This is a genomic window from Streptomyces sp. BR1, from assembly GCF_052373795.1.
Classification (GTDB): Bacteria; Actinomycetota; Actinomycetes; order Streptomycetales; family Streptomycetaceae; genus Streptomyces.
This window is the reverse complement of the sequence record NZ_CM126252.1, coordinates 2,407,025-2,430,394: the sequence shown is the minus strand read 5'-3', so window position 1 is coordinate 2,430,394 and position 23,370 is coordinate 2,407,025. Positions and strand designations below refer to the sequence as shown.

Here is a 23,370-nt window from a genome sequence, read left to right as displayed (position 1 = left end):
GGTCCCGTACGGCGCCCACCGCCTACGGGACCGAGGCGTTTCCCTTGTACGGAAACCGGTACGAGAAAGTGAGCACCTTCGTGGGCGCAGTCTCCGCACGTCTGCCCGTCTTCCCCTGGGACAAGCTGGAGCCGTACAAGGCGACGGCCGCGCGGCACCCGGACGGGATCGTGGACCTCTCCGTGGGCACCCCGGTCGACCCGGTCCCGGCGCTGATCCAAAAAGCGCTGGTCGCGGCGGCGGACTCGCCGGGCTATCCGACGGTGTGGGGCACCACCGAGCTGCGGGACGCGCTCACGGGCTGGGTCGGGCGGCGGCTCGGCGCGGTCGGCGTCGGCCACCGCAACGTGCTGCCGGTGGTCGGCTCCAAGGAGCTGGTGGCCTGGCTGCCGACCCAGCTCGGCCTGGGCGCGGGCGACAAGGTCGCCTACCCGCGCCTCGCCTACCCGACGTACGAGGTCGGCGCCCGGCTCTGCGGCGCGGAGCCCGTCGTCTACGACGACCCGACGGAGCTGGACCCCGCCGGTCTCAAGCTGCTCTGGCTGAACTCGCCGTCCAACCCGACCGGGCGGGTCCTCGCCAAGGACGAGCTGGTCAAGATCGTCGCCTGGGCGCGCGAGCACGGCGTCCTGGTCTTCTCGGACGAGTGCTACCTGGAGCTGGGCTGGGAGGCCGAGCCCGTCTCGGTGCTGCACCCGGACGTCTGCGGCGGTACGTACGAGGGCATCGTCGCCGTCCACTCGCTCTCCAAGCGGTCCAACCTGGCGGGCTACCGTGCCGCGTTCATCGCGGGCGACGAGGCCGTCCTCGGCGAGCTGCTCCAGATCCGCAAGCACGGCGGCATGATGACGGCCGCGCCCGTGCAGGCGGCGACGGTGGCGGCACTCGGCGACGACGTCCACGTCCAGGAGCAGCGGGCGCGCTACGCCGCCCGCCGGGCCGCCCTGCGCGACGCGCTGGTCAAGCACGGCTTCCGTATCGAGCACAGCGAGGCCAGCCTGTATCTGTGGGCGACCCGCGACGAGGGCTGCTGGCAGACCGTGGCGCACCTCGCCGAGCTCGGCATCCTGGTCGCCCCCGGCGACTTCTACGGCGAGGCGGGCGAGCGGTTCGTCCGCGTGGCCTTCACGGCGACGGACGAGCGCGTCGAGGCCGCCGTGAAGCGCCTGGGCGCGTAAGCGCGGTCGCTCCCGTACGTACGAGAAGGGGCCCCGGGGACAGGATCCCGGGGCCCCTTCGGCGTGTGCGGCAGGTGCTCAGCCGACGGGCAGGCCCTTGAGCGGCAGCTGGTCGGTGGAGGGCAGGCCGCCCGTCGGCAGCTGGCCGCCGACCGGGAGGCCGTCCAGGGAGGCCGACTTGGCGGTCTGGCCGAGGAGGTCGCCCGCGTTGCCCGCCGCGTCGCCCGCCGCCTTCTGCGCGGCCGGGGTCGCCGTCTTGCCCGCCTTGCCGACGGTCTTGCCCGCGGCCGGGACCGCCTTCTTGACCGCCGAGCTGCCGGCGTCGCCCGCCAGGTTGGTGGCCTTCTGCGCGGCGCCGTCGACCGTGTTGCCGAGGTTGGCGCCGTCGAGCGCGCTCAGGCCGCTCAGGTTCGGGGTCTCCGGGAGACCGGCGGCGCTTGCGGAGCCGGCCGCACCGACCACGGGCGCTGCGCCCGCCGCGATGAGCAGCGCGACACGGGCGATCCGACGGGTCAGGGGGAGGGACATGATGCTCCTTCAGACAGGGACTGTTCTGATCTGTCCGGCGTTCGGACGCAGTGACAACCGGTCCAAGGGCGGCGGAGGTTGCGGTGATCCCACGTAAAGAGTTCGCAATGCGTCGCATTATCGGGTTCGGATAAAAACGGGCAAACGAACCGGCGGGAAGATGCCTGATGGAGCGTCAGATCCCTTTGCTTTCAGGGGAATTGACGATTCTTCTAGCCGGTGCGGGGGTGGGTGTACGAAACGGTGTACGGCGCAGGGTTCGGGGGCCCCTTATGAGTGGCCCACCGAATGGACGGCCGAATGGGTGAAGGGCGCATTCCCGGGTACCGCGAGCGCTGTTTCGGTGAGCGCTATCCGGCGAGCGTGATCCGGACCTGGCCGAAGGCGCCCGACCGGTCGGCGTCGGTGCTCTCGCCTGAGCCGGTGCCCGAGTCGGTGCGCCAGCCCTTGTGCGAGCCCGACACGTTCCAGGTGTGCCCGGCGTACGCCACCTGCTCGACGCGCAGGGTCGCCGCGTGGGCGACCGCCCAGTGCGCGAGCGCCCAGCCGCGCTGCTCGGCGCCGCCGTCGGCGTTGGCGCCGGCCCGGGCGGGCGAGTGCACCGGAATGGTGACTTCACGGCCGTCGCCCTTGTCGGGGGCCACGCCCGCGCCGAACGCGCGGGTGAGCTCGGCGCGCACCTTGGCCGGGTCGCCCGGGTGGGCGTCCTTGGCGACCGTGCAGGTCAGCGAGGCGGGCGAGCGTCCGGTGAGCGCGGCGGTGAGCAGCGTGGCATCCGGCTCGTGCTTCGCGTACGCCTGCGGGAAGCCGCTGCGCTGCACCTTCTGCGCGGCGACGGTCAGCGGCAGCCGCGAGTAGCCGGGGACCTCGGAGAGGCGCTGGTAGAACTTCCCGGCCGCGTAGACCGGGTCCATGATCTGCTCCACGGTGCCCCAGCCCTGCGAGGGGCGCTGCTGGAAGAGGCCCACCGAGTCGCGGTCGCCGCGCGTGATGTTGCGCAGCCCGGACTCCTGGAGCGCGGTCGCGAGCGCGATCGTCACCGCGCGCTCGGGCATCCCGCGCGAGGTGCCGACCGCGGAGATCGTCGCCGCGTTCTCGGCCTGCTCGGGGCTGAGCTTGTAGGTGTCCCCGTCCCCGGACCCGACCGTGCATCTCGGCGCCCCGGGGCCCCCGCTCACGTACTGCGCCACCAGGTATCCGGCGACGGCGAGCAGGACGACGGCCGCGGCCGCGATACGGAAGAGGCGGCCGCGCCGGGCGGGTCGGGGGTGAGTGGCGGGGTGGGACACGGGACCACCGTACTGGAGGCCGGGGCGCGGGTCCGGGGCGGTGCGGGGCCGTACGGGGGCCGGGGGCGGCGGACCGGGCCGTGGCCGGATCCGGGGCGGGGCGGGCGAGTGGGGCGCTGGGGGCGCACTTCGGCCGGATCGCCCCGTCGGTGGCGCTCGCACTTCGGACAGTCCGGTCGGGGCCGGGTGGGGGCGCGCTAGGGTCGGAGCCATGGCTGACACCTCCCTTGACCTGACCCTTGACGGCCCCGCGCTCACCGCGTGGCTCGTCGACTTCCCGTCGGTGAGCGGGACGGAGAAGCCGCTCGCGGACGCGATCGAGGCGGCCCTGCGGACGCTGCCGCACCTCACCGTCGACCGGCACGGCAACAACGTGGTGGCGCGCACCAACCTGGGCCGTGCCGAACGGGTCGTCCTGGCCGGGCACATCGACACCGTCCCGATCGCCGACAACGTGCCGTCGCGGCTCGACGAGAAGGGCGTGCTGTGGGGCTGCGGCACCTCGGACATGAAGTCCGGTGTGGCGGTGCAGTTGCGCATCGCGGCGACCGTCCCCGAGCCCAACCGGGACCTCACCTTCGTCTTCTACGACAACGAAGAGGTCTCCGCACACCTCAACGGTCTCGGGCATGTGGCCGACGCACACCCCGACTGGATCGAGGGCGACTTCGCGATCCTGCTTGAGTCCTCCAGGGCCGAGGTCGAGGGCGGCTGCCAGGGCACGCTGCGGGTCCTGCTGCGTACGGAGGGGGAGCGGTCCCACTCCGCGCGCAGCTGGATGGGGTCCAACGCGATCCACTCGGCCGCCCCGATCCTGGCGAAGCTCGCCGCGTACGAGCCGCGCCGCCCGGTGATCGACGGCCTGGAGTACCGCGAGGGCCTGAACGCGGTACGCATCGAGGGCGGCGTCGCCAACAACGTCATCCCCGACGCCTGCACGGTCACCGTCAACTACCGCTACGCGCCCGACCTCAGCGACGAGGAGGCGATCGCCCACGTACGCGAGGTGTTCGCGGACTGCGGCGTCGCCGAGTTCATCGTCGACGACCACTCGGGCGCGGCCCTGCCGGGGCTCTCGCACCCGGCCGCGGCGGCCTTCATGGCGGCGGTCGGCGGCACCCCGCAGCCCAAGTTCGGCTGGACCGACGTCGCCCGCTTCAGCGCGCTGGGCGTCCCCGCCGTCAACTACGGTCCGGGCGACCCCCAGTACGCGCACAAGCGGGACGAGCATGTGGTGGTCGAGCGCATCACCCAGTGCGAGGAGCGCCTGCACGCCTGGCTGACCGCCTGAATTCAACCGTTGGTCGCGTACGTCGTCACTTGTGTCGTCCTACGCTGGCGGGAGCACCACAGGCACCACGCACGACCGCACCATTGCTTTAGGCACCATCGCTTTTACGCACCATTGCACGACGCAACGACGTCAGCGGAGGGAGCACGGCATGGCCAACCCCGAGGGAGAGTTTCCGGCGGAGCAGCGGCTGGAGCAGCGGCTCGGGCCGGTGCTCCGCCGACGCGACCAGGTCAAGCCCGGCACCACCGATCAGCGCCTCCTCGATACCGAGGGCGGCGACTCGGAGTGGGTGCACACCGACCCCTGGCGGGTGATGCGCATCCAGTCGGAGTTCGTGGAAGGCTTCGGCGCGCTCGCCGAACTGCCCAGCGCCATCAGCGTCTTCGGCTCCGCCCGTACGCCGGTGGGCTCACCGGAGTACGAGGCGGGCGTGCGGATCGGGCACGCGCTGGTCGACGCGGGCTTCGCGGTGATCACGGGCGGCGGGCCGGGCGCGATGGAGGCGGCGAACCGGGGTGCGCGCGAGGCGCGGGGCGTCTCGGTCGGGCTCGGGATCGAGCTCCCCTTCGAGCAGGGGCTCAACCCGCACGTCGACATCGGCGTCAACTTCCGCTACTTCTTCGTCCGCAAGACGATGTTCGTGAAGTACGCGCAGGGCTTCGTGGTCCTGCCCGGCGGGCTCGGCACCCTGGACGAGCTCTTCGAGGCGCTCACCCTCGTCCAGACCGGCAAGGTGACCCGCTTCCCGATCGTGCTGTTCGGCTCGGCGTACTGGTCGGGCCTGATCGACTGGCTCCGCGACACGGTGGTCGGCGGCGGCAAGGCCTCCGAGCGAGACCTGCTCCTCTTCCACGTCACGGACAGCGTGGAGGAGGCGGTGGCGTTGGTGACGAAGGAGGTCGGGCGGTAGGAGCCCCACCCCGCCCCTTCCCGAAAGCCCTGGGCGGGCGGCCGGGTTCTTTGGCTGGCCGCCGGTGGGGGCTGGTCGCGCAGTTCCCCGCGCCCCTTGTGCTGCCGCCGCCGCTGTGGGCATGCGTGCCGCTAGGGGCGTGGGGGTCCCCCTGCTCATTAAGAGCTTGGGGGAGGGTGGGCACAGCGGCACACCGGCCCGCAGCCGGAACTCAGCCCGCCCGCCCCGCTACGCCAGCCCGCGCCGCGCGACCGCCGGGGCCCGGTGGCCCGCGATGGACGCCACCATGTCCAGCACCTGACGGGTCTCGGCGACCTCGTGCACCCGGTACACCTGCGCCCCCAGCCACGCCGACACCGCAGTCGTCGCCAACGTACCGATCACCCGCTCCTTGACCGGCCGGTCCAACGTCTCCCCGACGAAGTCCTTGTTGGAGAGCGACACGAGGACCGGCCACCCGGTCGCCGTCATCTCCGACAGCCGACGCGTCGCCTCAAGACTGTGCCGCGTGTTCTTCCCGAAGTCATGACCGGGATCGATCATGATCCCGTCCCGCCGCACGCCGAGCGCGACGGCCCGCTCGGCCAGCCCCACGGTGACCCGCAGGATGTCCGCCATGACGTCCTCGTACGCGATCCGGTGCGGCCGCGTACGAGGCTCCACACCGCCCGCGTGCGTACACACGAGCCCCACCCCGTACCGCGCCGCGACCTCGGCCAGCTTGGGGTCGACCCCGCCCCACGCGTCGTTCAGCACGTCCGCGCCCGCCTCGCAGACCGCTTCCCCGACATCGTGCCGCCAGGTGTCGACGCTGATCACCACGTCCGGATGCCGCCGCCGCACCTCGGCCACGAAGCCGACCGTGCGCCGCGCCTCCTCCTCGGCCGTCACCTCCTCGCCGGGGCCCGCCTTGACCCCGCCGATGTCGATGATGGCAGCACCCTCTGACACCGCCTGCTCCACACGGGCCAGCGCGGGCTCGTCGCGGAACGTCGCACCCTGGTCGTAGAAGGAGTCCGGGGTCCGGTTGACGATCGCCATGATCACCGGCTCGTGCGCGTCGAACTCGCGCCGTCCCAGCCGCAGCATCAGCTGTTTCCTCCTCGTATAGGTCGCCTGCGACCTTAACTGTCAGTCGCGCATGGCACGATCGGACCCGACGGTTTCCGGCTGCCGGGGAGAGGCTTCGCGCGTGTTCTGGTTCTTGCTGATCGCGTTGGTCGTGGTGGTCGCCGCGGTCACCCTGGCCGTGGTGGGCGGCGGCGACGACAGTGCCGTACTGCCGGATGCGGCGCCCGAGCGGCTGGTGGACCCGCTGCCAGCCGGCCGTCCCGTCGAGCGCGCGGACATCGACGCCCTGCGGCTGCCGATGACGGCTCGCGGCTACCGGATGGCGGACGTCGACGACGTGCTGAACCGGCTCGGCGCGGAGCTCGCCGAGCGTGACGCCCGTATCGCCGAGCTCTCGGCCGCGCTGGCCGCCGCGACCGCCCCGACGGACCAGGAGCCGCAGCAGTGAGCTCCGCGATCCCCGGCCCGGACGGCCGGCTGCGCTGCCCCTGGGGGCTGTCCACGGCGGACTACGTCGCCTACCACGACACCGAGTGGGGCCGTCCGGTCCACGGCGACGACGCCCTCTACGAACGCCTGTGCCTGGAGGCGTTCCAGTCCGGCCTGTCCTGGATCACCATCCTGCGCCGCCGCGAGGGGTTCCGCCGCGCGTTCGCCGACTTCAAGATCGCGAAAGTGGCCGTCTTCACGGACGAGGACGCGGCGCGGCTGCTCACCGACGAATCGATCATCCGCAACCGCGCCAAGATCGAGGCGACCCTCGCCAACGCGCGCGTACTGGCCGACTGGGCGCCCGGCGAACTCGACGAACTGATCTGGTCCTACGCCCCGGACCCGGCCACCCGCCCAGCCCCCCGCACCCTCGCGGACGTCCCTGCCGTCACGGACGAGTCCACAGCGCTCTCCAAGACCCTCAAGAAGCGCGGCCTCCGCTTCATCGGCCCCACGACGGCATACGCCCTGATGCAGGCGTGCGGCTTGGTGGACGACCACTTGGAGAAGTGCGTGGCGAGGGGCGGCCGTACCCCATAAGGGGCGCGGGGAACTGCGCGACCAGCCCACGATGGCCCGCAGTCGCCCCACAACAGCACCTGCCTCCCCCAAATGGCTCAGCGTCCGACGTACTTCGGCTTTTCCTTGGCGAGGAACGCCGCAACCGCGATCGAGTGGTCCTCGGACGCGCCGGCCCGAGTCTGGAGCTCGTCCTCCTTGTCGAGGGCCTCCGCGAGCGAGTGCCCCGCCCCGTACGCCAGGGACTCCTTCAGCGCCGCGTACGCCAGCGTCGGCCCATCGGCCAACGCGCGCGCCACGGCGGCCGCCTCGGCCGCCAGGTCCGCGGCCGGGACCAGCTTGTTCACGATGCCCAGCTCGTACGCCTCCTGCGCGGAGATCGAGCGCGGGAACAGCAGCAGGTCGGCCGCGCGGGACTGGCCGATCAGCCGGGGCAGCGTCCAGGAGACGCCCGAGTCGGCGGTCAGGGCGACCCCCGCGAACGACGTGTTGAAGGCCGCCGTGTCCGCGACCACGCGGTAGTCGGCCGCGAGGACGAAGCCGAAGCCCGCGCCCGCCGCCACGCCGTTGACCCCGGCCACGACCGGCTTCGGCATCTCGGTGAGCGCCTTCAGGATCGGGTTGTAGTGCTCGCGGACCGTGCTCATCGTGGAGCCGGTGCCCGCCTCCCGGTCGGCCGCCAGCAGGGCCACGTGCTCCTTGAGGTCCTGGCCCACGCAGAAGGCCCGGCCCGTCGCGGTGAGCAGCACGGCGCGCACGGCGGGGTCCGCCCCGGCTTCGCGTGCCGCGTCCCGCAGGGCGACCTTCGCCTCGGTGTTCATGGCGTTCATGGCGTCGGGACGATTGATCGTGATCGTCGCGAGCCCGTCGGTCACCTCGTAGAGCACGGTGTCGGCCATTGGGATGGATCCCCTCCGTTGCGGTGTCGTGTCCGCCCAGCATGGCGGAGATCGTCAGCGCCGCACATGTGACCTGCGTCAAACAATCAACGGCCCCACCCCGACCCGGGGCGGCGAAGTATCGCAGGCGGATCGCCGAATTGGGTGGTTTTGATCGAGCGCGTTGCGCAAGCGATGCCGACCGATGTTGGTCATCGGGTCCTGCGATGCGGGATAATGACCTGGAAGCAATGTGTTCGATGCCGGTAACACGGTGCCTGTCATGGGGCCGCCGGCTGCGATGAGCTGGTTTCAGGAAGGGGAAACAGCATGGCGGCCATGAAGCCGCGGACGGGCGACGGCCCGCTCGAGGTGACCAAGGAGGGGCGGGGCATCGTCATGCGCGTTCCGCTCGAAGGCGGCGGTCGGCTTGTCGTCGAGCTGACCCCGGACGAGGCCGAGGCGCTCGGTGACGCGCTCAAGAAGGTCGTCGGCTGATTCAGCGGGCTCGACCCGATTACTCTTCACCGCCCCGGCTCGGTACGTACGTACCGGCCCGGGGCGGAGTCGTATCCAAGGGGCGTACGTCCGACAGGGGCGCCCCGCGCGCGGCGATCGGACCCGCGCCACGCGCGCGAGAGTTCAAACCCGCGCCACGCGCGCGCTCAGGCCGCGCGAAACGCCCGGCGCTCAGCCCCGCTTCACCGCGCACAGCAGCCCGTCGCCGACCGGCAGCAGCGACTCCACGAGTTCCTGGCTCTCCCGTACGGTCCGCAGTAGATCGCGCAGCCGCAGCACCTCGGCGGGCTGGACGCCCGAGTCGACCGTGCGGCCGTCCGCGAAGACGCCCTCGAAGCAGACGATTCCGCCGGGCCGCAGCAGGCGCAACGATTCAGCTAGGCAGTCCAGGGACTCCATCCGGTCGCCGTCGCAGAACACCAGGTCGTATCCGCCGTCCGCGAGCCGGGGCAGTACGTCCAGGGCGCGCCCGGGGATGAAACGCGCCCGGTTCCCGGCGAAGCCCGCCGCGCGGAACGCCTGCTTGGCGAACTGCTGGCGGTCCGGCTCCGGGTCGACGGTCGTCAGCACGCCGTCCGGCCGCAGGCCTTGCAGCAAGTAGATCCCGGAGACGCCGGTTCCGGTGCCGATCTCGGCGACCGCCTTGGCGTCGGCGGTGGCAGCGAGCAGGCGCAGCGCGGCGCCCGTCCCTGGGGAAACCGAACGCAGGCCTGCCTCCCGGGCCCGCTCGCGAGCCCAGCGCAGCGCGTCGTCCTCGGCGACAAAGGCGTCGGCGAACGCCCAGCTCGTCTGCCGGTTGGCGGTAATGGCCCTCTCCTGTCCCCGTAGTTGGCGCGCAACGGTGACTGTATCCGCTGGACCCGGGAACCCGCAGATGGGACCGGGCGTTAAGAAGGGCGGGGGGAGCATATGGACGAGTACGGAATCCCGGTCCCCGAGCGGTCCGGGAAGCAGCGCGGTTCAAGGGATACGAACCCAGTCCCAAATGCGCGTAAAGATTCTTATCCGGAGCTAACGGGCGAGGTGGCTATGGTAGGGGCTCCACTGGACACCACCAGAGCCGACAGGGGAGGTGCGGCTGCGCCTGTGGATCGGGGAGGAGTGCTCCGGCGCTTTCTCAGGTCAGCGGGTGAGCCGAAATCCGTGACCGACACCGCTGACCGTTCCACCGCCGCCAACTCCGCAGCCACCGCGACCTTCGCCGACGCGGATTCCCCGGCGTGGACCCCTCCCACCTGGGAGGAGATCGTCAGCACGCACAGCGGCCGCGTCTACCGCCTCGCTTATCGCCTGACGGGCAACCAGCACGACGCCGAGGACCTCACCCAGGAGGTCTTCGTCCGCGTCTTCCGCTCGCTGTCGACGTACACGCCGGGCACGTTCGAGGGCTGGCTGCACCGGATCACCACCAACCTCTTCCTGGACATGGTCCGCCGCCGCCAGCGCATCCGTTTCGACGCGCTGGGCGACGACGCGGCCGAGCGGCTGCCCAGCCGCGACCCGTCCCCCCAGCAGGTCTTCAACGACGCGCACTTCGACGCCGACGTCCAGCAGGCCCTGGACACCCTCGCGCCCGAGTTCCGCGCCGCCGTCGTCCTGTGCGACATCGAGGGACTGTCGTACGAGGAGATCGCGGCCACGCTCGGCGTGAAGCTCGGGACCGTGCGCAGCCGTATCCACCGTGGCCGCTCGCATCTGCGCAAGGCCCTCAAGCACCGCTCGCCCGAGGCCCGCGCGGAGCAGCAGCGCGCCCTCGCGGGGGTGGCGCACGGCGCCCCGGGGGCGGTCGGAGAGGGGACCGCGTGACCGGCACCAGTCCCACCCCCGCCGAGCAGCATCTGGGGGACCGGCTCGCCGCCCTCGTCGACGGCGAGCTGGGCCATGACGCCCGTGAGCGGGTCCTGTCGCATCTGGCGACCTGTCCCAAGTGCAAGGCCGAGGCCGATGCCCAGCGCCGCCTGAAGAACGTGTTCGCGCAGACCGCACCGCCGCCGCCCTCCGAAGGGCTGCTGGCCCGGCTCCAGGGGCTGCCCGGCGGTCCCGGAGGTGACGCCGACGGTCGGGGACCACTCGGCGGGGGGCGCTTCTCCGAGGGGGTCTTCACCACCCCGGGCTCGCTGAGCGATCCCATGAGCGGCTTCGAGTACGTGCCCGGTGGGGCGCACGCGGCCGTCCTCGGCGGTGACCTGCCCGGACGCGGCTTCCGGATCCACGAAGTGGGCCGCCCGGAGGAGCGCTCCGGCTCGCCGTGGCGCGGGCGCCGGTTCGCGTTCGCCGCCGCGAGCGCTGTGTCCCTGGCCGCGATCGCCCTCGGCGGCGCGATGCCGTCGGACTCGGGGCCGGACGCCACGGCCCGAGGCGAGGGGTCCGGGAGCAATGTGACGCCTTTGCGGGCCCAGAGTCCGTCGGCCGGGTCCGCTTCGGGGACGCCGCTGTCGGCCGAGTCCGAGCGTCGGCACGGTGGTGCGGCGAGTGCGCCGGATCCGGAGTCGTCGGCGCCCGCGACGATGGGGCTGGCGGGGCTCAATGGGGTGCCGTCGCAGCCCACGTCGCAGAACGCGTTCCGTGCGGCGTTGTTGAGCGGGTCGTCTTTGCCGCCGCTGATACGTCCCGCCGTCGCTGTGCTTGCCGTGCGGCCTGCCTCTCTGCTGCCCACGCTGCCGGGGGCGACCCCGTCCTCGGCGCCTACGCATTTGGCTGCGCCTCAGCGTTGACCGCGTCGCGGGTGCGGTTGTTTGGCTGCGGACCGTGCTGGGCTGGTCGCGCAGTTCCCCGCGCCCCTAAAGGGGCGCGGCCGCATCGGGCTTCCGTCAAACCTGGTTGAATTCCCGGGAAGGCTGCCCCTCAGGGGCACGCGCGTCAGTTGCGGGGAGAGCATGAACGACGGGAAGCCCACCGGGTCCAAGGCGAGATGGTGGAGCCGTCCCACCCAGCGCGGGGGTGGTTCCGCCGCCGAGGAGACGTACGACCTGGCTCCGCCCGTCGGGGCCGAGCCCGCGCCGGACGCGGAGCCGTACCCGCTGGCCGAGGGCGCGCCCGTCGGGGACGAGTCGGCGTATCGGCTGGCCCCACCCGCGCCGGCGGGGCAGACCGGTGCGGCCGAGCCGGACGACGCTCCGGAGGCGCCGTCGGAGATACCCGCCGAGCCCGTCGATGCCGCGGCGCAGCCCGCCGTACCCGCCGACGGCTCGACCCCGGTCGCCGAAGTCGCCGAGGCCACCGAAGTCCCCTCGCCGGTGCGGCCGTTGCACGCCCCCGATCCGTACGGGACTCCGCCCTACGGCGGGCCCGGGCCGTGGGCGCCGGCGCCGCCGGTGCAGCGGCCGACGCCGCCCGGCGCGCCCGTGGTGCCGCCGCAGGCCGCGTATCCCGCACCCCCCGAGGCCCCCGCACCCGTACCGCAGGCATCGCCCTCGTCGCAGTGGGTGCAGTACGACCCCTGGGGTGCGGGTGGGCAGCCGTTGAGCTCGGCCGGGGCGCCGCAGAAGGCCAAGTCGCGGCGCGGGGCCCTGGTGCTCGGGGCCGTCGTCCTCGCGCTGGTCGCCGGGGGCATCGGCGGCGGGGTCGGGGCGTACATAGAGCGCAATGGCGGTGTCACCCATGTAAATCTGCCGCAGGCGGGCAAGGGGCCCGTCGGCCGCGCGCCCGACAGCGTCGCCGGGATCGCCGCCAGCGCCCTGCCGAGCGTGGTCACGCTGCATGTCAGCGGGGACAGCGAGTCCGGCACCGGCACCGGCTTCGTGCTCGACACCGCCGGGCACATCCTCACCAACAACCATGTGGTGCAGCCCGCGGGCTCGTCCGGCGACATCAGCGTGACGTTCAGCGGCGGGGAGACCGCCCGCGCCACGGTGGTCGGCCGGGACTCCGGGTACGACCTCGCGGTGGTCCGGGTGACCGGTGTCTCCGGGCTGAAGCCGCTGCCGCTCGGGAACTCCGACAACGTGCAGGTAGGCGACCCGGTGGTGGCGATCGGCGCCCCCTTCGACCTCTCCAACACCGTCACCTCGGGCATCATCAGCGCCAAGGAGCGCCCGATCACGGCGGGCGGCGAGAAGGGCGACGGCAGCGACGTCAGCTATGTCGACGCGCTCCAGACCGACGCCCCGATAAACCCGGGCAACTCGGGCGGTCCGCTGCTCGACTCGCGCGCCCACGTCGTCGGCATCAACAGCGCCATCCGCGCCGCCGGCAACAGCGACAGCGGCGGCCAGGGCGGCTCCATCGGCCTGGGCTTCGCGATACCGATCAACCAGGGCAAGCGGGTCGCCGAGGAGCTGATCAACACCGGCAAGGCCACCCACCCGGTCATCGGTGTGACCCTCGACATGAAGTACACCGGCGACGGGGCCCGGGTCGGCGCCAAGGCCGCCGACGGCAAGCCGTCCGTCACCCCCGACGGCCCCGGCGCCGCCGCAGGCATCAAGCCCGAGGACGTGATCACCAAGGTCGACGGCCAGCGGGTGCACGGCGCCGAGGAGCTGATAGTCAAGATCCGCGCCCACCGCCCCGGCGACCGGCTGGAGCTGACCCTCAAGCGCGGCGGCCAGGAGCAGCGCCTGACCCTCACGCTCGGCTCGGCGACCTCCTGACGTACGCCTGACGCCTGTCCTCCGCTTGTCCCCCTGGTCACCTCTCGGTCACCCGGGGGGCGAGCGGCGGCCAAACGTCACCGGGTAGGTACCGTTTCGACAGTTTCGACGGGTACCGTGGAGCGGTCCATGACTGGACCCGGGAGCAGAGCCACGAGGAGCAGCAGGTGTTCAACGACATAGGGCCCATGGAGCTCGTCACCCTGGTGATCCTCGCCGTGCTCATCTTCGGCCCGGACAAGCTGCCCAAGCTGATCCAGGACGTCACCGGGTTCATCCGCAAGATCCGCAGCTTCTCGGAGACCGCCAAGGCGGACATCCGTGCCGAACTCGGCCCGGAGTTCAAGGACTTCGAGTTCGAGGACCTGAACCCGAAGACGTTCGTGCGCAAGCAGCTGATGGACAACGACGACCTGGGTCTCAAGGAGATCCGCAACAGCTTCGACCTGCGCAAGGACATGGAAGAGGTCGCGGACGCGGTGCACGGCCGCGAGAGCGTGCCCACCACGGCCGCCAACGGCTCGTCGGGCGGCTCCTCCGCGACGCCCGACCTCCTCAAGAAGCGCACGAAGCTGGACCCGGGCGAGCGCCCCCCGTTCGACGCCGACGCGACCTGACACGCCCCCACTGCTTCCGTCTGCTTCCGTACGGGGCGTCAATCTGAGCCACGTCAGCACCGTCTTTCCCGGTGACCACGGCCGGGGTGGCTATCCTCCATAAGTCCGGCAGCCAGGTCGCCCGAGGGGGGCGGGCCGCGCCGGACACCTACGGATCGAGGAGGCGGCCGGGCAGTGGAGACGACGAGTCGGGTAACGGCACAGGGGGCCACCGAGGACACCCCGTCCACACCAGAAGGGGTGCCGGCGGCCCGGCGTACGGTCGACGGCTATCTGCGGGCGCCGTTCGCCTGGTACGGCCTGGACGAGGCCTTCACGGGGCCGCGCTGGCTGATGCAGGTGGCCACGGCGGCCGACGGCACGGTCCAGCACGGGTCCACCGGCCATGGCGACGAGCCGTCGATACGGCCCGACGGGGCCGACCGCTCGGCGGCCGAGCGCGAGCGGTTCGCGGTGGTCGTGAGCGTCCCCGCCAACCCGATGCGCCGCAGCGGCGACGGTACGGGCGTCCTGGAGGCCACGTCGGTCTCCTCCGCGGCCTGGCTGGCCGGGTCCGGGCTGCTCGCGTTCACCTGGCCCGCGCAGATGGACCACGTCCTGCGCGGCGACTGGCTGGACCAGCAGACCGAGGCGGCGTGGGAGCTGGCGGATGACCTTTCGGGGCCGGACTGGACCACGCTGTCGCTGCCGGTCGACGGCGTCGCGACGCCCTTCCATTACCGGGAGTCCGAGTTCGGGTGGGTGCTCGCCGGTTCCGCCGGGGACGGGGTGCATCTGGGGGCGTATGGGCGCGGGATGAGCGCGTACGGGCTCGGGTTTGCCGTCGTCAAGGACATCACGAGCTACGCGTGACCGTTTGTGGCTCTCTGCGGGCCGGTGGGGGCTTGTCGCGCAGTTCCCCGCGCCCCTAGGGGACCGTGCCCAAGGTGGGAGTGAGTGCGGGTATGCGTAAGGGGCGCCCCCAATTGCGGAGCGCCCCTTACTCGTACGTATCAGCCCTAGAACTTGTTCCTCGGCGTGATCCCCAGCGACATCCCCGACAGACCCCGTGCCCGGCCGCCCAGCTTGCCCGCGATCGCGCGCAGCGCGGCTCCCGCGGGGGAGTCCGGGTCGGAGAGGACCACCGGCTTGCCGTCGTCGCCGCCTTCGCGGAGGCGGACGTCGATCGGGATGGAGCCGAGCACCGGCACGTTCGCGCCGGTCGTCTTCGTCAGGCCCTCGGCGACCTTCTCGCCGCCGCCCGTGCCGAACACGTCGACCATCTCGTCGCAGTGCGGGCAGGGCAGGCCCGCCATGTTCTCGACGACGCCGACGATCTTCTGGTGGGTCTGGACCGCGATCGAACCGGCCCGCTCGGCGACCTCGGCGGCCGCCTGCTGCGGGGTGGTGACGACCAGGATCTCCGCGTTCGGGACCAGCTGGGCCACCGAGATCGCGATGTCGCCCGTGCCCGGCGGCAGGTCGAGCAGGAGCACGTCCAGGTCGCCCCAGTAGACGTCGGCCAGGAACTGCTGGAGGGCGCGGTGGAGCATCGGGCCGCGCCAGACCACCGGGGCGTTGCCCGGGGTGAACATGCCGATCGAGATGACCTTCACGCCGTTCGCCGCCGGCGGCATGATCATGTTCTCGACCTGGGTGGGACGACCGTCCACGCCCAGCATGCGGGGCACCGAGTGCCCGTAGATGTCGGCGTCGACGACACCGACCTTCAGCCCGTCCGCGGCCATCGCCGCGGCCAGGTTCACCGTCACCGAGGACTTGCCGACGCCGCCCTTGCCGGACGCCACCGCGTACACGCGGGTCAGCGAGCCGGGCTTGGCGAAGGGCACCTCGCGCTCGGCCGTGCCGCCGCGCAGCGACGTGGCGAGCTCCTTGCGCTGCTCGTCGCTCATCACGTCGAGCGTGACGTCGACGCGCGTGACGCCCTCGACCCGCTCGACGGCCTCGGTCACGTTCTTCGTGATCGTGTCGCGCATCGGGCAGCCGGAGACGGTCAGATACACCGTGACGGCGACCGCCCCGTCCGCCCCGATCTCGACCGTCTTGACCATGCCGAGCTCAGTGATCGGGCGGTGGATCTCTGGGTCGTTCACCGTCGCCAGTGCTTCGCGCACCGCGTCATCCGTAACCATATGGAGATGGTACGGCGCCGGGTCCCGCCCCCGGAAAGCCCTAACGGCGGTCGGATTCGTCACTTCCGTACGGGGGCTCCACCGGGAATACGACGCGGCGCTCCTCCATCTCCTTCATCAGGTCCTGCAGCTCCGAGCGGATCCAGTCACGCGTGGCGACCTCGCCCAGGCCCATCCGCAGCGCCGCGATCTCCCGGGTCAGGTACTCGGTGTCGGCGATGGAGCGCTCGTTCTGCTTGCGGTCCTGCTCCAGGTTGACCCGGTCGCGGTCGTCCTGCCGGTTCTGCGCGAGCAGGATCAGCGGGGCCGCGTACGAGGCCTGGAGCGAGAGCGCCAGGGTCAGGAAGATGAACGGGTACTCGTCGAAGCGCACGTCGGCCGGCGCGAAGATGTTCCAGACCACCCACAGGATGATGATCAGGGTCATCCAGACGATGAACCGCCCGGTCCCCAGGAACCGGGCGATCCGCTCGGAGAACCGGCCGAACGCCTCCGGGTCGTACTCCGGCAGCAGCCGGGGCCGGGGCGCGCGCGGCTGGTCGAGCCGTGCGCGGCCGCGCACCACCGTGCTCGTGCCGGCCCCCGCGCGCGTGCGCTCGCGCTCGTCCGTACGGTCAGCCATGCGGGCCCCCCTCCGAGCCGTCCGTGCTGTGGAATTCCGTCTCGCGCCAGTCGTCGGGCAGCAGGTGGTCGAGTACGTCGTCGACGGTCACCGCGCCGAGCAGCGAGCCGCTCTCGTCCACGACCGGCGCCGCCACCATGTTGTACGCGGCCAGGAAACTGGTCACGGCGGGTAGCGAGGCGTCCGGCGACAGCGGCGGCAGATCGCTGTCCACGATCGACGACACCAGCGTGAACGGCGGATCGCGCAGCAGCCGTTGGAAGTGCACGGTGCCCAGGTACTTGCCGGTCGGCGTCTCGTCGGGCGGCCGGCACACGTACACCTGCGCGGCGAGCGCGGGCGAGAGGTCCTGCTGGCGCACGCGCGCGAGGGCGTCGGCGACGGTGGCGTCCGGCCGCAGCACGATCGGCTCGGTGGTCATCAGACCGCCCGCGGTGCGCTCCTCGTACGAGAGCAGTCGTCGCACGTCCGCCGCGTCGTCCGGCTGCATCAGCGTGAGGAGGCGCTCCTTGTCCTCCTCGGGCAGCTCGGAGAGCAGGTCGGCGGCGTCGTCCGGGTCCATCGCCTCCAGGACGTCGGCGGCGCGCTCGTCCTGGAGCTTGCCGAGGATCTCCACCTGGTCGTCGTCCGGCAGCTCTTCGAGTACGTCCGCGAGCCGGTCGTCGTCCAGGGCGGCGGCCACTTCCGCGCGCCGCTTGGGGGAGAGGTGGTGCATCACATTGGCGAGGTCGGCCGGGCGCAGCTGCTCGAAGGTGGCCAGCAGGTTCTCGGCGCCCTGGCCGTGCTCCTCCAGCGAGAAGCCGGTGACGGCCGACCACTCGACGGTCAGCGTCTCGCCCTTGCGCCGCAGCGCGCCGCCCTTGCCCCGGCGTACGAAGACCTTGTCGATCTCCCAGTCGCGGCGGGCGGGCAGCTGCTGGATGGCCACGTCCAGGACCGTCGCCTGCTCGCCGGTCTCGACCAGGGTGACCCGGCGGTCCAGGAGTTCGCCGAGCACGAGCCGTTCGGTGGGGCGCTGTTCGAAGCGGCGCAGATTGACCACGCCGGTCGTGATGACCTGGCCCGACTCGACGCCGGAGACCCGGGTCATGGGCAGGAAGATGAGCCGGCGGCCGACCACCTCGACCACCACGCCGAGCAGCCGGGGCGGGCGGCGGCCGACCCGGAGCATCGCGACCAGATCGCGCACCCGGCCCACCTGGTCGCCGTTGGGGTCGAAGACGGCGACACCGGCCAGGTGCGAGACAAAGATCCGGGGGGCGCCTGCCGCCATGCTGAGCGCCTCCTAGTGGCGTGATCCGACCCTGTTGCGGCCTGAAATGGCGCTTGAATATCTGATTCAGGTTAGCCGGTGATCATCCGGTACGCCCTTGCGGGTCGTCCGTACGGCTCTCCGCTGGGCAGCGTAGACGGCCCGGGTAGGGTGCGGTCTGCCGACCCCGACTTTGCGCCCACGTCGCGCGCCTCGACGAAAGGCTGTGTGCCGGTGAGCACTCTCTTCCTGTCCGTACGTGCCCGCCGGGCCGCGCTCCCCGTCGCGCTCTGCGCGGGGCTCGCCACGGCCGTCACGGCGTGCGCCTCGGACCCGGACGAGGGCACCAACGGCGTCGGCAAGCTCTCCGCCACCGACATCGAGGGCAGGGCGCGCACGGCGGCGGACGGCGCCGACGCGGTGCGGCTGAGCGGCACCCTGGTGAGCAAGGGCGGCTCGTACAAGATCGATATGCGGCTGAAGGGGACCGGCGGCACCGGCACGGTCACCTCGGCGAACAGCACGTTCGCGCTGCTGCGGGTCGGCGACGAGCTCTATCTCAAGGCGAGCGCCGGGTTCTGGTCGCACAACGACAAGGGCTCGGACAGTGCGGCGGCGGCCGGCAAGCTCGACGACAAGTACGTCAAGGTGCCCTCGGGCGACCCCTCGTACCAGGAGCTGCGCGGCTTCACCGAGAAGGGCGCGCTGCTCAAGGGCATGCTCGGGCTCCAGGGCGAGCTGTCCAAGGGCGCCCGCTCCAAGGTCGGCGAGGTCCGCACGATCCGCGTGAAGGCGGGCAAGGACGGCGAGGGCGGCACGCTGGACGTCGCCCTCCAGGGCACCCCGTACCCGCTGCGCTTCGAGCGCGCGGGCGGCGCGGGTGTGCTCGAACTGGCCGACTGGAACAAGGACTTCACGCTCGCGCCCCCGTCGAAGGACGCCACGGTCGACTACGGCCGCCAGCTGCCGAAGGCGTAGTACGCGCCGACGACCGTCAGCCGCGCTTGCCCTTGCGCTTCCGCTTCAACAGCAGCCTCGGCAGCGCCGCCGGGACCGGGTGGCGGGTGGTGGCGGGGGTCTCGACCGGGCGGGCCGCGAGCGAGCCCTCGGGCATCTCCGTACGCGTCTGAAGCGGCGCGAGGCGCAGCAGGCGGCACTCGCGCGCCCAGCGTCCGGTCATCGCCTCGCCGTCCGGTGCGTTCAGCCGCTTGCCCTTGAGCTCGGCGACCACCGCGTCCCACAGCTCACTGCCCGGCGCGACCTCGCTCACCGAGGCGGTCCAGGCGACCAGGCGGCCGCCCTTGTCCTTGCTGCGGACGGTCACCTCGGCGGTGCCGCCGTCGGCCAGGCCCTCCAGCGGCTGCTCGCCGGGGCCGCCGCCCAGGACATAGGCCGCGCCCTCGTGCCAGGCGTGCCACAGCGGACGGTCGGCGGTCTCGGTGCCGCGCACCCAGATCAGCCCCGACTTCTTGGTGGCCTCCTCGACGAGGGCCTGGTCGAGCAGCGCACTTGTCATGGGGTCACCTTATGGGACGGCCAGGACACTGCCCGAGGGTTGTCCACAGCACGGACCGACAGTTACGTAAATATGTTTAGCCCCTTACGATGCCGTCGTGTCCTCCACCGCCACCACCCCTGCCGCGACTGACCGGGCCGCACCGGCCGTTCCCCGGCTGGACTTCGCGCTGCTCGCCGTCGCGATCCTGAGCGTGTCGCTCTCCGCGCCGCTGATCGCCGCCACGGTGGCTCCCGCGCTCGCCATCGCGTTCTGGCGCAACGCCATGGCGGTCGGTGCGCTCACGCCGCTGGCGGCGCTCAAGTACCGGGCCCAGCTGCGTGGTCTGACGCGGCGCGAGGTGGGGCTCGCGGTCGCGGCCGGTGCGCTGCTCGCGGTGCACTTCGGGCTCTGGCTGCCGAGCCTGCGGATGACGTCCGTGGCGTCCTCGACCGCGCTGTGCACGACCACGCCGATCTGGACGACCATCGCGCTGCGCATCCGCGGCCACCGGCCGCCCATGCTCGTGTGGGCCGGGACGATGGTCGCGTGCGTGGGCGTGGTGATGCTCACCGGCATCGATCTGACCACGTCCTCGCGCGCGTTGGCCGGTGACGCGCTCGCGCTCGGCGGCGGCATCGCGGCCGCCGGATACGTGCTGCTCGGGGCCGAGGTGCGGCGCACCGTCGACACCGTCCCGTACACCTACGTCTGCTACAGCACGGCGGCCCTCGGCCTGCTCGCCGCCTGCCTGTTCAGCGGCGCGGACCTCACCTCGTACTCGGGCGCCACCTGGGCCAAGCTGGCCGCGCTGACCGTCGCGGCCCAACTGCTCGGCCACTCGCTGCTCAACCGTGTGGTGCGCGCGCTGGGGGCATCCGTGACGTCCACGGCGATCCTCCTGGAGACGCCGGGCGCGGCCCTCATCGCGGCGCTCTGGCTCGGTCAGCAGCCGCCCGCGCTCGCGTGGCCCGCGCTCGCCGTGATCCTCGCCGGACTCGCGCTCGTCGTCAGAGCCAGCCGTTCCGCTTGAGCGTGCGGTGGATGACCAGGCAGCTGCCGGCGATGGCGGCGAGCACGATCGGGTAGCCGTACTTCCAGTGCAGCTCGGGCATGTAGTCGAAGTTCATGCCGTACACACCGCACACCATCGTCGGTACGGCGATGATCGCCGCCCATGAGGTGATCTTGCGCGCGTCCTCGTTCTGCGCGAACGACGCCTGCGCCAGGTTCGCCTGGAGGATCGAGTTCAGGAGCTCGTCGAAGGCGACGACGTGCTCCTGCACGCGCGCGAGGTGGTCGGCGACGTCGCGGAAGTACTTCTGGATGTCGGGGTCGACCAGCCGCATCGGGCGCTCGCTGAGCAGCTGCATCGGCCGCAGCAGCGGCGAGACCGCCCGCTTGAACTCCAGTACCTCGCGCTTGAGTTGGTAGATCCGCCCGGCGTCCGTACCGCGCGGGCTGCCCTTCGTCGGCGGCGAGAACACATCGATCTCGACCTCGTCGATGTCGTCCTGCATCGCGTCCACGACCGCCAGATAGCCGTCGACGACCTGGTCGGCGATGGCGTGCAGTACGGCCGACGGCCCCTTGGCCAGCAGCTCGGGGTCGCCCTGGAGCCGCTTGCGCAGCGCCCGCAGTGAGCCCTGGCCGCCGTGCCGGACGGTGATCACGAAGTCCCGCCCGGTGAAGCACATCACCTCTCCGGTCTCCACGACCTCGCTGGTCGCGGTGAGTTCGGCGTGCTCCACGTAGTGGACCGTCTTGAAGACGGTGAAGAGCGTGTCGTCGTAGCGCTCCAGCTTGGGCCGCTGGTGGGCGTGGACCGCGTCCTCGACGGCCAGCGGGTGCAGCCCGAACTCGGCGGCGATGCCCGCGAATTCGGCCTCGGTCGGCTCGTGCAGACCGATCCACGCGAACCCGCCGTCGTCCCGTACGCACCGCATCGCCTCGCGCGGCGTAAGACACGACTGCGCCTCGGTGCGCACCCCGTCGCGGTAGACCGCGCAGTCGACGACCGCGCTGCTGGCGGACGGGTCGCGGGTCGGGTCGTACGAGTTGTGCGGGGCAGGGGTCTTGCGCAGCGACGGGCGCAGCGAGGGGCGGACCGCGGCGCGCAGGTCACGGATCATCGACATGGCAGGACTCCTTCACGGAGAGGCCGTCGGCGGGCGTGGCACTGCCCGGAATGGGGACGTGACGCGACGACTGCGTACATCTGCGTACGTCCGCAAAGCGGGCGGTACCGCGGGCGCGGTGACGGCGTTCGCTACTGAAACGGACAAGGCGAGGCGATGTGCTCTTCCGTCGTGCGCGATGCCACGAGATGCAGGAGACTCTGATGTTTCCCGGCAGGTGCGCCGGGTATGGAGGTCTCGATCACAGGGAACAACGAAGGTGCACGGAAGAGCGGTTGGTACTGCCAGGCCGACTTCGATCCATCGCAGCCCCACCTCCTCCGGCCGGTCCCCCGTGAGGGACTTCCTGCTGCCCTGAACAGCGGCTAAGACTATCAGTCGACGTAAGTGTCAAGTCCGTACTTTGCTCGTTCGATACGGCTTCTATGCTCACTGCATGGTTGATGTTCTTGCTCTTGTCGAGGCCAGGCTGCGCACCGCCCTCGGCGAACCGGACGCGCGCGCCGCAGTGACCTTCCTCGGCACGGAGCGCATCGAGGTGCTGCGCTTCACCGACGGCGACATCGTCCGCTACGCCACGCTCGGCATGTCCGCCCAGCCGATGACCGACCCGGCCGCCGCCCTCGCCGACCCGGTCAAGGGCCCGCGCGCGGAGCTGGTCCTGTCGGTGCGGGCCGGGCTCGCCGACACCGACAAGGTGCTCCGACCGCTCGCGGTGCTCGCCTCCACACCGCAGGTGGAGGGCGTCATCGTGGCCCCCGGCGCCTCGCTCGACATCGGCGAACCGCTGTGGCCCGGGGCGCCGTTCAGCTCGGTCCTGGTCGCCGAGTCGGGCGGCTTGGTCGAGGACCTGGAGCTGGACGAGCCGATGGAAGCGGTCCGGTTCCTGCCGCTGCTGCCGATGACGACCAACGAGGCCGCCTGGAAGCGGGTGCGCGGGGCGCAGGAGCTGGAGGAGCGCTGGCTGGCGAACGGGACGGACCTGCGGGATCCGCTGCGTAAGTCCGTGGCCCTGGACTAGTCCAGTCGCCCTCATCGCCACACGCCGACGGGTGATCGTCCTTGACGCGGCGCGGGACGGGGAGGACCGTTGGCAGGTATGAGGGGCGAACCCAGTTGCCCGAAGTGCGGAGGCCGGGTCAGGGCGCCCGGTCTCTTTGCCGACTCGTGGCAGTGCGACGTGCACGGCACGGTGCACCCGCTGCAGCCCGTGGTTCCCCCCAGCGTCGAGGCGCTCGGCGTCGCGGTGCACCGCACGCAGGTGCCGGTCTGGATGCCCTGGCCGCTGCCGATCGGCTGGCTGTTCACCGGAGTGGCGATCGCGGGCGACGACCGCAGCGGCGGACGGGCGACCGCCGTGGCCTGCTCGGGCCCCGGCCCGCTGGGCGGCATGGGCGAGATGCTGCTGGTCGCCGAGGAGCTGGGCGTGGGGCTCGGCGCACGGTACGCGGGCATCGACGGCCCCGACCCCGGCCCCTATATGAGCGTCGACAAGCCGCCGCAGGTCAAAGTCCTCGCGGCGGGCCGCCCCACCCCGCTGTGGCACGTCACCGCCACCCCCGACGACCGCGCGGTCTTCGCGGGCGAGGCGCGCGGGCTCTGGCTCTGGGCGATCGTCTGGCCCGAACAGTCGGGCCTGCTGCTCTACGACGAGCTCGTCCTCACCGATCTGCGGGACGCGGGCGCGGAGGTCGAACTGGTGCCGTGCGGGGCGCTGTCACCGCGGATCCTGTCGTGAGACGCCCGCGTACGGCGGCTGCGTCTCGTACTGCGCGCGCGTGGGCGCTGTCTCGCGCCACGCGCGCGTACGCGTGGAGTGCGGCGGGTGCCACAGCTGTTTCGGG

The 23,370-nt window shown here is 71.8% G+C and carries 24 protein-coding genes and 1 pseudogene; 15 read left to right on the top strand and 10 right to left on the bottom strand.

What is annotated here, in order from left to right:
- The first annotated feature begins 80 nt into the window (after nucleotides 1–80).
- Entirely contained in the window at nucleotides 81–1,178 is a 1,098-nt protein-coding gene (locus tag ACT1U9_RS10235; protein WP_444538032.1) for a bifunctional succinyldiaminopimelate transaminase/glutamate-prephenate aminotransferase, read from the top strand.
- A 78-nt stretch (nucleotides 1,179–1,256) separates the two neighbouring features.
- Here the strand turns inward: ACT1U9_RS10235 and ACT1U9_RS10230 are convergent, their stop codons facing one another.
- Together ACT1U9_RS10230 and ACT1U9_RS10225 are read right to left on the bottom strand one after the other, a co-directional pair.
- Nucleotides 1,257–1,706 carry an ATP-binding protein gene (locus ACT1U9_RS10230; RefSeq protein ID WP_444538031.1) on the bottom strand — a complete coding sequence of 150 codons (450 nt, stop codon included), beginning with the start codon at nucleotides 1,704–1,706 and terminating at the stop codon, nucleotides 1,257–1,259.
- Between the two features lie 350 nt (nucleotides 1,707–2,056).
- A complete protein-coding gene (locus ACT1U9_RS10225; protein WP_444538030.1) occupies nucleotides 2,057–2,995 on the bottom strand; it encodes a hypothetical protein in 939 nt (312 codons plus the stop codon).
- 211 nt (nucleotides 2,996–3,206) lie between these two features.
- On the opposite strand from ACT1U9_RS10225, the gene dapE reads away from it, so the two are divergent.
- Both dapE and ACT1U9_RS10215 read left to right on the top strand, forming a co-directional pair.
- Nucleotides 3,207–4,286, top strand: coding sequence for a succinyl-diaminopimelate desuccinylase (gene dapE / locus ACT1U9_RS10220; RefSeq protein WP_444538029.1), 1,080 nt, complete (start codon nucleotides 3,207–3,209; stop codon nucleotides 4,284–4,286).
- 151 nt (nucleotides 4,287–4,437) lie between these two features.
- Entirely contained in the window at nucleotides 4,438–5,199 is a 762-nt protein-coding gene (locus ACT1U9_RS10215; protein WP_444538028.1) for a TIGR00730 family Rossman fold protein, read from the top strand.
- Nucleotides 5,200–5,427: 228 nt separating this feature from the next.
- Here the strand turns inward: ACT1U9_RS10215 and folP are convergent, their stop codons facing one another.
- The gene (gene folP, locus ACT1U9_RS10210) at nucleotides 5,428–6,288 is read right to left on the bottom strand and encodes a dihydropteroate synthase (RefSeq protein WP_444538027.1); all 861 of its coding nucleotides are present in this window, start codon (nucleotides 6,286–6,288) and stop codon (nucleotides 5,428–5,430) included.
- A gap of 52 nt (nucleotides 6,289–6,340) precedes the next feature.
- Here folP and ACT1U9_RS10205 point away from each other — a divergent pair.
- Together ACT1U9_RS10205 and ACT1U9_RS10200 are read left to right on the top strand one after the other, a co-directional pair.
- Nucleotides 6,341–6,691: pseudogene (locus ACT1U9_RS10205) on the top strand (DivIVA domain-containing protein); the annotation flags it as partial.
- 23 nt (nucleotides 6,692–6,714) lie between these two features.
- The gene (locus tag ACT1U9_RS10200) at nucleotides 6,715–7,302 is read left to right on the top strand and encodes a DNA-3-methyladenine glycosylase I (RefSeq protein ID WP_444538026.1); all 588 of its coding nucleotides are present in this window, start codon (nucleotides 6,715–6,717) and stop codon (nucleotides 7,300–7,302) included.
- A 77-nt stretch (nucleotides 7,303–7,379) separates the two neighbouring features.
- Here ACT1U9_RS10200 and ACT1U9_RS10195 read toward each other — a convergent pair whose 3' ends face one another.
- A complete protein-coding gene (locus ACT1U9_RS10195; RefSeq protein WP_444538025.1) occupies nucleotides 7,380–8,180 on the bottom strand; it encodes an enoyl-CoA hydratase/isomerase family protein in 801 nt (266 codons plus the stop codon).
- A gap of 309 nt (nucleotides 8,181–8,489) precedes the next feature.
- Between ACT1U9_RS10195 and ACT1U9_RS10190 the strand changes: the two genes are divergently transcribed.
- Entirely contained in the window at nucleotides 8,490–8,657 is a 168-nt protein-coding gene (locus ACT1U9_RS10190) for a DUF3117 domain-containing protein (RefSeq protein ID WP_009997451.1), read from the top strand.
- 192 nt (nucleotides 8,658–8,849) lie between these two features.
- On the opposite strand, the gene ACT1U9_RS10185 is transcribed toward ACT1U9_RS10190, so the two are convergent.
- Nucleotides 8,850–9,587 carry an O-methyltransferase gene (locus ACT1U9_RS10185; protein WP_444538024.1) on the bottom strand — a complete coding sequence of 246 codons (738 nt, stop codon included), beginning with the start codon at nucleotides 9,585–9,587 and terminating at the stop codon, nucleotides 8,850–8,852.
- Nucleotides 9,588–9,707: 120 nt separating this feature from the next.
- Here ACT1U9_RS10185 and sigE point away from each other — a divergent pair, with 120 nt between their 5' ends.
- The 5 genes from sigE to ACT1U9_RS10160 all read left to right on the top strand — a co-directional run bounded on the left by sigE (nucleotide 9,708) and on the right by ACT1U9_RS10160 (nucleotide 14,739).
- A complete protein-coding gene (sigE, locus tag ACT1U9_RS10180; protein WP_444538023.1) occupies nucleotides 9,708–10,484 on the top strand; it encodes an RNA polymerase sigma factor SigE in 777 nt (258 codons plus the stop codon).
- Nucleotides 10,481–11,392 carry an anti-sigma factor family protein gene (locus ACT1U9_RS10175; RefSeq protein WP_444538022.1) on the top strand — a complete coding sequence of 304 codons (912 nt, stop codon included), beginning with the start codon at nucleotides 10,481–10,483 and terminating at the stop codon, nucleotides 11,390–11,392. Before sigE ends, ACT1U9_RS10175 begins: the two co-directional genes overlap by 4 nt.
- Before the next feature lie 162 nt (nucleotides 11,393–11,554).
- Complete coding sequence (locus tag ACT1U9_RS10170) at nucleotides 11,555–13,270, top strand: trypsin-like peptidase domain-containing protein (RefSeq protein ID WP_444538021.1); 1,716 nt, start codon at nucleotides 11,555–11,557, stop codon at nucleotides 13,268–13,270.
- Nucleotides 13,271–13,437: 167 nt separating this feature from the next.
- Complete coding sequence (locus ACT1U9_RS10165) at nucleotides 13,438–13,887, top strand: sec-independent translocase (protein WP_444538020.1); 450 nt, start codon at nucleotides 13,438–13,440, stop codon at nucleotides 13,885–13,887.
- 174 nt (nucleotides 13,888–14,061) lie between these two features.
- Complete coding sequence (locus tag ACT1U9_RS10160) at nucleotides 14,062–14,739, top strand: hypothetical protein (RefSeq protein WP_444538019.1); 678 nt, start codon at nucleotides 14,062–14,064, stop codon at nucleotides 14,737–14,739.
- Between the two features lie 146 nt (nucleotides 14,740–14,885).
- Here ACT1U9_RS10160 and ACT1U9_RS10155 read toward each other — a convergent pair whose 3' ends face one another.
- From ACT1U9_RS10155 to ACT1U9_RS10145, 3 genes are read right to left on the bottom strand one after another with little or no spacing between them, the layout of a single operon-like run.
- A complete protein-coding gene (locus tag ACT1U9_RS10155) occupies nucleotides 14,886–16,019 on the bottom strand; it encodes an Mrp/NBP35 family ATP-binding protein (protein WP_444538018.1) in 1,134 nt (377 codons plus the stop codon).
- A gap of 40 nt (nucleotides 16,020–16,059) precedes the next feature.
- On the bottom strand, nucleotides 16,060–16,641 hold the full coding sequence (locus ACT1U9_RS10150) for a DUF1003 domain-containing protein (RefSeq protein WP_444538017.1): 582 nt from the start codon (nucleotides 16,639–16,641) through the stop codon (nucleotides 16,060–16,062).
- A complete protein-coding gene (locus ACT1U9_RS10145) occupies nucleotides 16,634–17,914 on the bottom strand; it encodes a magnesium transporter MgtE N-terminal domain-containing protein (protein WP_444538016.1) in 1,281 nt (426 codons plus the stop codon). Before ACT1U9_RS10145 ends, ACT1U9_RS10150 begins: the two co-directional genes overlap by 8 nt.
- 213 nt (nucleotides 17,915–18,127) lie before the next feature.
- On the opposite strand from ACT1U9_RS10145, the gene ACT1U9_RS10140 reads away from it, so the two are divergent.
- Complete coding sequence (locus tag ACT1U9_RS10140; RefSeq protein ID WP_444538015.1) at nucleotides 18,128–18,871, top strand: hypothetical protein; 744 nt, start codon at nucleotides 18,128–18,130, stop codon at nucleotides 18,869–18,871.
- A gap of 16 nt (nucleotides 18,872–18,887) precedes the next feature.
- Here ACT1U9_RS10140 and ACT1U9_RS10135 read toward each other — a convergent pair whose 3' ends face one another.
- Complete coding sequence (locus ACT1U9_RS10135) at nucleotides 18,888–19,409, bottom strand: hypothetical protein (protein WP_444538014.1); 522 nt, start codon at nucleotides 19,407–19,409, stop codon at nucleotides 18,888–18,890.
- 97 nt (nucleotides 19,410–19,506) lie between these two features.
- Here ACT1U9_RS10135 and ACT1U9_RS10130 point away from each other — a divergent pair, with 97 nt between their 5' ends.
- The gene (locus ACT1U9_RS10130; RefSeq protein WP_444538013.1) at nucleotides 19,507–20,421 is read left to right on the top strand and encodes a DMT family transporter; all 915 of its coding nucleotides are present in this window, start codon (nucleotides 19,507–19,509) and stop codon (nucleotides 20,419–20,421) included.
- Here the strand turns inward: ACT1U9_RS10130 and ACT1U9_RS10125 are convergent.
- Nucleotides 20,399–21,526, bottom strand: a complete 1,128-nt coding sequence (locus ACT1U9_RS10125; protein WP_444538012.1) for a magnesium and cobalt transport protein CorA — start codon at nucleotides 21,524–21,526, stop codon at nucleotides 20,399–20,401. The two genes, ACT1U9_RS10130 and ACT1U9_RS10125, sit on opposite strands and share 23 nt — an antisense overlap.
- Before the next feature lie 436 nt (nucleotides 21,527–21,962).
- Here ACT1U9_RS10125 and ACT1U9_RS10120 point away from each other — a divergent pair, with 436 nt between their 5' ends.
- Both ACT1U9_RS10120 and ACT1U9_RS10115 read left to right on the top strand, forming a co-directional pair.
- Nucleotides 21,963–22,547 (top strand): suppressor of fused domain protein, encoded by a 585-nt coding sequence (locus tag ACT1U9_RS10120; RefSeq protein ID WP_444538011.1) that lies wholly within the window; start codon nucleotides 21,963–21,965, stop codon nucleotides 22,545–22,547.
- Nucleotides 22,548–22,625: 78 nt separating this feature from the next.
- Nucleotides 22,626–23,264 (top strand): DUF6758 family protein, encoded by a 639-nt coding sequence (locus ACT1U9_RS10115; RefSeq protein ID WP_444538010.1) that lies wholly within the window; start codon nucleotides 22,626–22,628, stop codon nucleotides 23,262–23,264.
- The last annotated feature ends 106 nt before the right edge of the window (nucleotides 23,265–23,370 follow it).